Origin of the sequence: Streptomyces sp. SID14515 (assembly GCF_010548505.1) — a bacterium.
Lineage (GTDB): Bacteria > Actinomycetota > Actinomycetes > Streptomycetales > Streptomycetaceae > Streptomyces > Streptomyces caviscabies.
The window spans coordinates 41,610-47,907 of the sequence record NZ_JAAGMH010000083.1 but is presented as its reverse complement, the minus strand read 5'-3'; the positions used below and the strand labels follow the sequence as shown (position 1 = coordinate 47,907).

Below are 6,298 nucleotides of genomic sequence, written 5' to 3'. Positions count from 1 at the left end.
CCCGCGCAGCCCCCGCCCCGGCCCGCCGACAGCGCGGCCGGCCCCGAACCCGCCGGATACCGGCGGGCCCGGCGGCGGGTCCGCCGTACCCTGCTCACCGCGCTGGCGGTGCCGCTGACCGCGGGTGCGGTGCTGCTCGCCGTGGTCGGGACCTGGGAAACGGTGGCCGCGTCCCGGTCCGTACTCGACCCGCGCGACTACGCCCGACTGCGGGTGGGGCAGGATCGGTCCGAGATACGGAAGGTGCTGCCGGACCGGCAGTCGGTGGAGCGGCCGGCGGGCGCCGGGCCGGAGGAACGAGGGGTGACGTGCGAGTTCTACGCGATGACGGCCGACCGCTTCGACGACCGGTCCGGAGACGCGTACCGGCTCTGCTTCCGGGACGGCAGGCTCGTCTCCCGCGACGCGCTCACCCCGTGAGCACCCGATGAGCGCGGCGGACGAGCCCCGGGCGGTGAACACGACCCAGCAGGTGGACCCGGCCCGGACGCCGGACACGACCCGGACGCCGGACCCGGCCGGTGACGAGCACCCCACCCGCCCCGGGACGATCCGGGTGCTCGTCGCCGACGACGAGCCCATGATCCGTGCCGGTGTACGCGCCGTGCTCGCCACCGATCCGGGCATCGAGGTCGTCGCCGAGGCGGCCGACGGGCACGAGGCCGTGGAGCTGGTCCGGGCGCACCGCCCGCAGGTGGCCGTCCTCGACGTACGGATGCCGAGGACCAACGGCATCGAGGCCGCGGCCGAGATCCGGCGCACGCTGCCCGCCACCGGCGTCGTCATGCTGACCACGTTCGGCGAGGACGACTACATCCTGCGGGCGCTGGGCTGCGGGGCCGCCGGATTTCTGATCAAGTCCGGCGAGCCCGAGGAACTCCTCGCCGGGGTACGGGCCGTGGCCGACGGCGCCGCCTATCTTTCACCGAAGGTCGCCGCCCGCGTGGTGGCGCACCTCGCCTCCACCGGGGCCGGGGCCCTGGCCGGCCGGCGGGACGCGGCCCGGGAGCGGGTCGCCGGGCTCACGCCCAGGGAGCGCGAAGTGCTGTCGCACCTCGGCGGCGGGCTGTCCAACGGGCAGATCGCCCGACGGCTGCACCTGGTCGAAGGCACGGTCAAGGCGCACGTCAGCTCCGTCCTGGCCCGCCTCGGCGTCGACAACCGGGCCGCGGCCGCCGTGGTCGCCCACGAGGCCGGAATCCTGCCCCCGCCACCCCCGCCACCGTCCGAACAGCGCTGAGCCGAGCAGACCGGCGGGGCGGATCAGCACGACGATCACCGCGGTGACGACCGCCCCGCCGAGCAGCGCCCCGGCGAACACGTCGTGCGGGTAGTGGACCCCCACCAGGACCCGCAGCAGTGCCGCTGCCACCGCCACCGGCAGGGTCACGACCGCCAGTCGGGGCCGCCGCACGGCCAGCCCGACCGCGAGCGCGGCGGCCAGGGTGGCGTGGTTGCTCGGGAAGGACCAGTCGCCCGGCTCGGGGCACGCGGCGACCGCTTGGGCCCCGTCCACGGCCCGGCACGGACGCTCCTCGTCGACGACCAGCTTGAGCGCCTCGCTGACCGCGTACGCCACCACCGTTCCGGCGCCGATGAGCAGGGCCCCCGCCACCGCGACCGCGTCCCTCCGGCGTACGGCCGTCCAGCAGACCCCGAGCAGCAGCAGGCCGAGGACGATCAGCGTGGCCTCCGAGGACAGCTCCAGAAGGTGCCCCAGCCACCCCGGGCCGTCCCCGACCGCTTCCGTCAGCGACCGGTAGGCGGATACGGAGGCGCCCCGCGTGACCTCGGTCGGGCCGGGCCGCCCCAGGCCGCCGGGCGACAGCATCCCGATCACGGCCACCGCCGACGCCAGCAGCGCGGCCGATCCGAACAGCCGGACGGGCCAGTGGTGTTGATGTGTGTGCTTTGCCATGCGGCGAACGTACGAAGGCACGACGGCCCGGCGCGGTGGCCGAACGGCAGGAGCACCCCCCGACGAACGTCAGGGTTGACGCCCGGGAGCGCCGCCTCCGCTCCGAGGCTACTGCGAGGCGTCGCCCCCGAACTCCCACGTCAGCACCCGGAACCCGCCGTCGTCCCGCGCCCCCGCCGACCCGTACGTCGCCAGGGCCGCCGCGTTGTCGTGCTCCACCCCGACCCACAGGTCGTAGCACCCCCGCTCCCGGGCGAGGTCCACGAGCGCCAGCGTCAGGGCCCTGCCGATGCCCCGGCGGCGGAACGGTTCGTCGACGCCCAGTTCGTACAGGCACATCTCCGTGCCCTTGTCCGGGTGCAGCATCTCGATGCCGGAGACGAAGCCCGCCGGGACGCCGTCCACGTACGCGATCAGCATCACGTGGCCGTCCGCGGCGAGGAAGCGGGCGGCCCACACCTCGCGGGGCGGTGCGTCGTAGAGGTGACCGGCGGCCAGGAGCTCCGTGACGGTCGTGGCGCGGCGAATGTCCACAATGGCCTCCCGAGGCAAGGGTTCTGAACGCATTCTGTACCGCGTCCGGAGTACGGCGGGGGCGGACCGTACCTCTCAGGGAGGCCGCCCACCTCCCCCTGGCGGCACTCAACCGGCTTGCGTCCTCCGTTTAGGGTCGAGGGATGGAGACCCCTACTGCTCGACGGTGGCGCCTGCTGCCCCGTACCCGCGGCCGGTGGGCCGCGGCCGTGGCCGTGCTCGCCGTGCTCGTGGGCGGCGGCACCTGGACCGCCGTCGCCGACGACGGCTCGCCCGCCGTGCAGCGCGAGGACCGGACGCTGCGCATGGACGGGGTGCCGATCGACACCTCGTACTTCCACGTGGGAGGTTCCGGTAAGCGGCCCGCCGTGCTCATCGGGCACGGTTTCGGCGGCAGCAAGAACGACGTACGGGCCCAGGCCGAGAAGCTGGCCGCCGACGGGTACGCCGTGCTGACCTGGTCGGCGCGCGGCTTCGGCAAGTCCGGCGGGGAGATCACCCTCAACGACCCGGACCACGAGGTCAGGGACGTCTCCCGGCTCATCGACTGGCTGGCGGAGCGGCCCGAGGTGGAGCTCGACGCGAAGGGCGACCCCCGGGTCGGCCTGACCGGCGCCTCCTACGGCGGGGCCGTCTCCCTGCTCGCCGCCGGGCACGACGAGCGGGTCGACGCCATCGCACCCGTGATCACCTACTGGAACCTCGCCGACGCCCTCTTCCCCGACGGGGTCTTCAAGAAGCTCTGGGCCGGCATCTTCATCACCACCGGCGGCGGCTGCGAGAAGTTCGAGAAGCGGCTCTGCGAGATGTACGAACGGGTCGCCGTCAGCGGGAAGCCCGACGCCGAAGCGGTGAAACTGCTCACCGAGCGTTCGCCGTCCGCCGTCGCCGACCGCATCAAGGTGCCCTCGCTGCTCCTCCAGGGGCAGTCCGACTCGCTCTTCCCGCTCGGCCAGGCCGACGCCATGCAGAAGGCCATCAGCGCCAACGGCGCACCCGTGTCCGTCGACTGGATCTCCGGCGGACACGACGGCGGCGACAGCGAGACGAGCCGGGTCGAAGGGCGCGTCGGCTCCTGGTTCGACCGGTATCTCAAGGAGGACACCGGCGCCGACACCGGGCCCGCCTTCCGCGTCACCCGGACCGGAGGCGTCGACTCCACCGACGGCGCCGCCCTCCTGCGCGGCGCGAGCAGCGACAGCTACCCGGGGCTGCGCAGCGGCGGCAAGGACATCGCGCTCGGCGGCGGGACCAAGACCTTCCGCAACCCGGCCGGGGCCGCGCCGCCCGCCATCTCCGCCGTGCCCGGCGTCGGCGGCGGACTCGCCCAGCTCTCCTCACTCGGCGTCGGGCTCTCGCTGGACTTCCCGGGGCAGTTCGGCCGGTTCGAGTCCGCCCCGCTGGACACCTCCGTACGCGTCACCGGCACCCCCACCGTCAAGGTGAACGTGACGGCGAGCGGCGACCGGGACGCGGTGCTCTTCGGCAAGGTGTACGACGTGTCGCCGGACGGCAGGCAGCAGGTGCTGCCCCACCAGCTCGTCGCCCCCTACCGGATCACCCCCGACCAGCAGGGCAAGCCGGTCGAGCTGGCGCTGCCCGCCGTGGACCACGAGTTCGACGCCGGACACCGGCTGCGCCTCGTGTTCTCCGCGACGGACCTCGGCTACGCCTCCCCGGCCGAGCCCGCCACGTACACCGTCACCGCCGACGGACCGCTGACCATCCCCACCGCACCCGCCGTGAAGACCGCCGCGGCCGCTCTCCCCTGGTGGACCTGGGGCCTCCCGGCCGCCGCCCTCGTCATCGCGGCCGTGCTCCTGCTCACCGCCCGCCGCCGCACCGCGACGCCCGCGCCGGACCCCGCGCTCACCGACGTACCGCTCCAGATCACCGGTCTTTCGAAGAAGTACGCGAAGTCCGTGGACCGGTACGCCGTGCGCGAGCTGTCCTTCCGCGTCGAGAAGGGCCAGGTCCTCGGACTCCTCGGGCCCAACGGCGCGGGCAAGACGACCACCCTGCGCATGCTCATGGGGCTCATCGCCCCCGACGAGGGCGAGATCCGCGTCTTCGGTCAGGCCATCCGGCCGGGTGCCCCGGTGCTGTCCCGGGTCGGGGCGTTCGTCGAGGGCGCGGGCTTCCTGCCGCACCTCTCCGGGCGCGCCAACCTCGATCTGTACTGGCAGGCCACCGGCCGCCCCGCCGAGGACTCCCACATCGACGAGGCCCTGGAGATCGCCGGCCTCGGCGACGCGCTCGCCCGTGCCGTACGGACGTACTCCCAGGGCATGCGGCAGCGGCTCGCCATCGCGCAGGCCATGCTCGGCATGCCGGACCTCCTCATCCTCGACGAGCCGACCAACGGGCTCGACCCGCCGCAGATCCGCGAGATGCGGGACGTGATGATCCGGTACGCGGCCGGCGGCCGGACCGTCATCGTCTCCAGCCACCTCCTCTCCGAGGTCGAGCAGTCCTGCACCCACCTGGTCGTCATGGACCGGGGCCGGCTCGTCCAGGCCGGACCCGTCGCCGAGATCACCGGATCCGGCGACATGATCCTGGTGACCACGGCGGACGAGGTGTCCGAGCCGCTGGCGGAGAAGATCGCCGCCCTGCCCGGCATCGGATCCGCCGTCCGCACCGACGACGGACGCGGGCTGCTCGTCCGCCTCGACGGGGCCACCACCTCGCGGCTCGTCGCCGACCTCGTCCGGCTCGACGTCCCGGTCACCGGCGTCGGACCCCACCGCCGCCTGGAGGACGCCTTCCTCACCCTGATCTCCGGAGGAGCAGCATGAGCGCCCCCGTCCAGCCCCCCGAGGCCCGGGACGACACCGAGCACCCGGAGGCCGTCGGCTACCGCGCCCGGCGCACGCTTCCCCTCCGCGTCGAGGCCATGCGGCAGTTGCGCCGCCGCCGCACCCTGCTCATGGGCGGGGTGCTCGCCGCCCTGCCCTTCATCCTGATCATCGCCTTCGCGATCGGCGGCACGCCGGACGGCGAGGACGGCGGCGGCGGCCGGGGCGGCGGCAGCCGGATCAACCTGATGGACGTGGCGACCGAGTCCGCCGCGAACTTCGCCGCCACCTCGCTGTTCGTCTCGGCCGGATTCCTGCTGGTGGTGCCGGTGGCCCTGTTCTGCGGGGACACCGTCGCCTCCGAGGCGAGCTGGTCCTCGCTGCGCTATCTGCTCGCCGCACCCGTGCCACGCGTCCGGCTGCTGTGGTCCAAGCTCGTCGTCGCGCTCGGCTTCAGCCTGGCCGCGATGGTGCTGCTGCCGCTCGTCGCACTGGCGGCGGGCACGGCGGCCTACGGCTGGGGGCCGCTGAAACTGCCCACCGGGGGAGCGCTGGCCGCCGGGGACACGGTGCCGCGTCTCGCGATCGTCGTGGCGTTCATCTTCGTCTCCCAACTGGTCACCGCGGGCCTGGCGTTCTGGCTGTCCACGAAGACGGACGCCCCGCTCGGCGCGGTCGGCGGAGCGGTGGGCCTCACCATCGTCGGCAATGTGCTCGACGCGGTCACCGCACTCGGCTCCTGGCGCGACTTCCTGCCCGCGCACTGGCAGTTCGCCTGGGCCGACGCACTCCAGCCGCAACTGGAGTGGGGCGGCATGATCAAGGGCACGGCCGTATCAGTGACCTATGCCCTGATCCTGTTCGCGCTGGCCTTCCGAGGGTTCAGTCGTAAGGACATCGTGTCCTGAACCTGATGTTCCGCCGGTTCCTGCCCGCGGACGGCCCGCTGTTGCCGCATCGAGATGGTTCCGCAACGCTTTCGTCGACTCCGGTCGGCGGTCCCGTACGTCACATTCACAGGTGTCGAGGACACCGTGACGACGTGGGG

General features: G+C 73.5%; 5 protein-coding genes and 2 pseudogenes. 5 read left to right on the top strand and 2 right to left on the bottom strand.

The annotated features are described in order from the left end of the window. Positions 1–420, top strand: a pseudogene (locus G3I54_RS18140) (sensor histidine kinase); the annotation flags it as partial. Between the two features lie 7 nt (positions 421–427). Further along, positions 428–1,240 carry a response regulator transcription factor gene (locus G3I54_RS18135; protein ID WP_275407976.1) on the top strand — a complete coding sequence of 271 codons (813 nt, stop codon included), beginning with the start codon at positions 428–430 and terminating at the stop codon, positions 1,238–1,240. Between the two features lie 90 nt (positions 1,241–1,330). Here G3I54_RS18135 and G3I54_RS39525 read toward each other — a convergent pair. Then, positions 1,331–1,549, bottom strand: a pseudogene (locus tag G3I54_RS39525) (phosphatase PAP2 family protein); the annotation flags it as partial. Here G3I54_RS39525 and G3I54_RS39520 point away from each other — a divergent pair. Next, positions 1,455–1,763 carry a hypothetical protein gene (locus G3I54_RS39520; protein ID WP_239144422.1) on the top strand — a complete coding sequence of 103 codons (309 nt, stop codon included), beginning with the start codon at positions 1,455–1,457 and terminating at the stop codon, positions 1,761–1,763. The pseudogene G3I54_RS39525 and the gene G3I54_RS39520 overlap by 95 nt on opposite strands. Before the next feature lie 263 nt (positions 1,764–2,026). Here G3I54_RS39520 and G3I54_RS18125 read toward each other — a convergent pair whose 3' ends face one another. Next, positions 2,027–2,452 (bottom strand): GNAT family N-acetyltransferase, encoded by a 426-nt coding sequence (locus G3I54_RS18125; protein ID WP_164615901.1) that lies wholly within the window; start codon positions 2,450–2,452, stop codon positions 2,027–2,029. A gap of 143 nt (positions 2,453–2,595) precedes the next feature. Here G3I54_RS18125 and G3I54_RS18120 point away from each other — a divergent pair, with 143 nt between their 5' ends. Both G3I54_RS18120 and G3I54_RS18115 read left to right on the top strand, forming a co-directional pair. Further along, positions 2,596–5,250, top strand: a complete 2,655-nt coding sequence (locus G3I54_RS18120) for an alpha/beta fold hydrolase (protein WP_203686603.1) — start codon at positions 2,596–2,598, stop codon at positions 5,248–5,250. Next, entirely contained in the window at positions 5,247–6,158 is a 912-nt protein-coding gene (locus G3I54_RS18115; RefSeq protein ID WP_164615900.1) for an ABC transporter permease, read from the top strand. The genes G3I54_RS18120 and G3I54_RS18115 overlap by 4 nt, the downstream gene beginning before the upstream one ends. Positions 6,159–6,298: the final 140 nt, after the last annotated feature.

Excerpts from the sequence above, each read along its gene's own strand:
- G3I54_RS18120 (WP_203686603.1), top strand. The coding sequence starts at position 2,596 with ATGGAGACCCCTACTGCTCGACGGTGGCGCCTGCTGCCCCGTACCCGC.
- G3I54_RS18115 (WP_164615900.1), top strand. The coding sequence starts at position 5,247 with ATGAGCGCCCCCGTCCAGCCCCCCGAGGCCCGGGACGACACCGAGCAC.
- G3I54_RS18135 (WP_275407976.1), top strand. The coding sequence starts at position 428 with ATGAGCGCGGCGGACGAGCCCCGGGCGGTGAACACGACCCAGCAGGTG.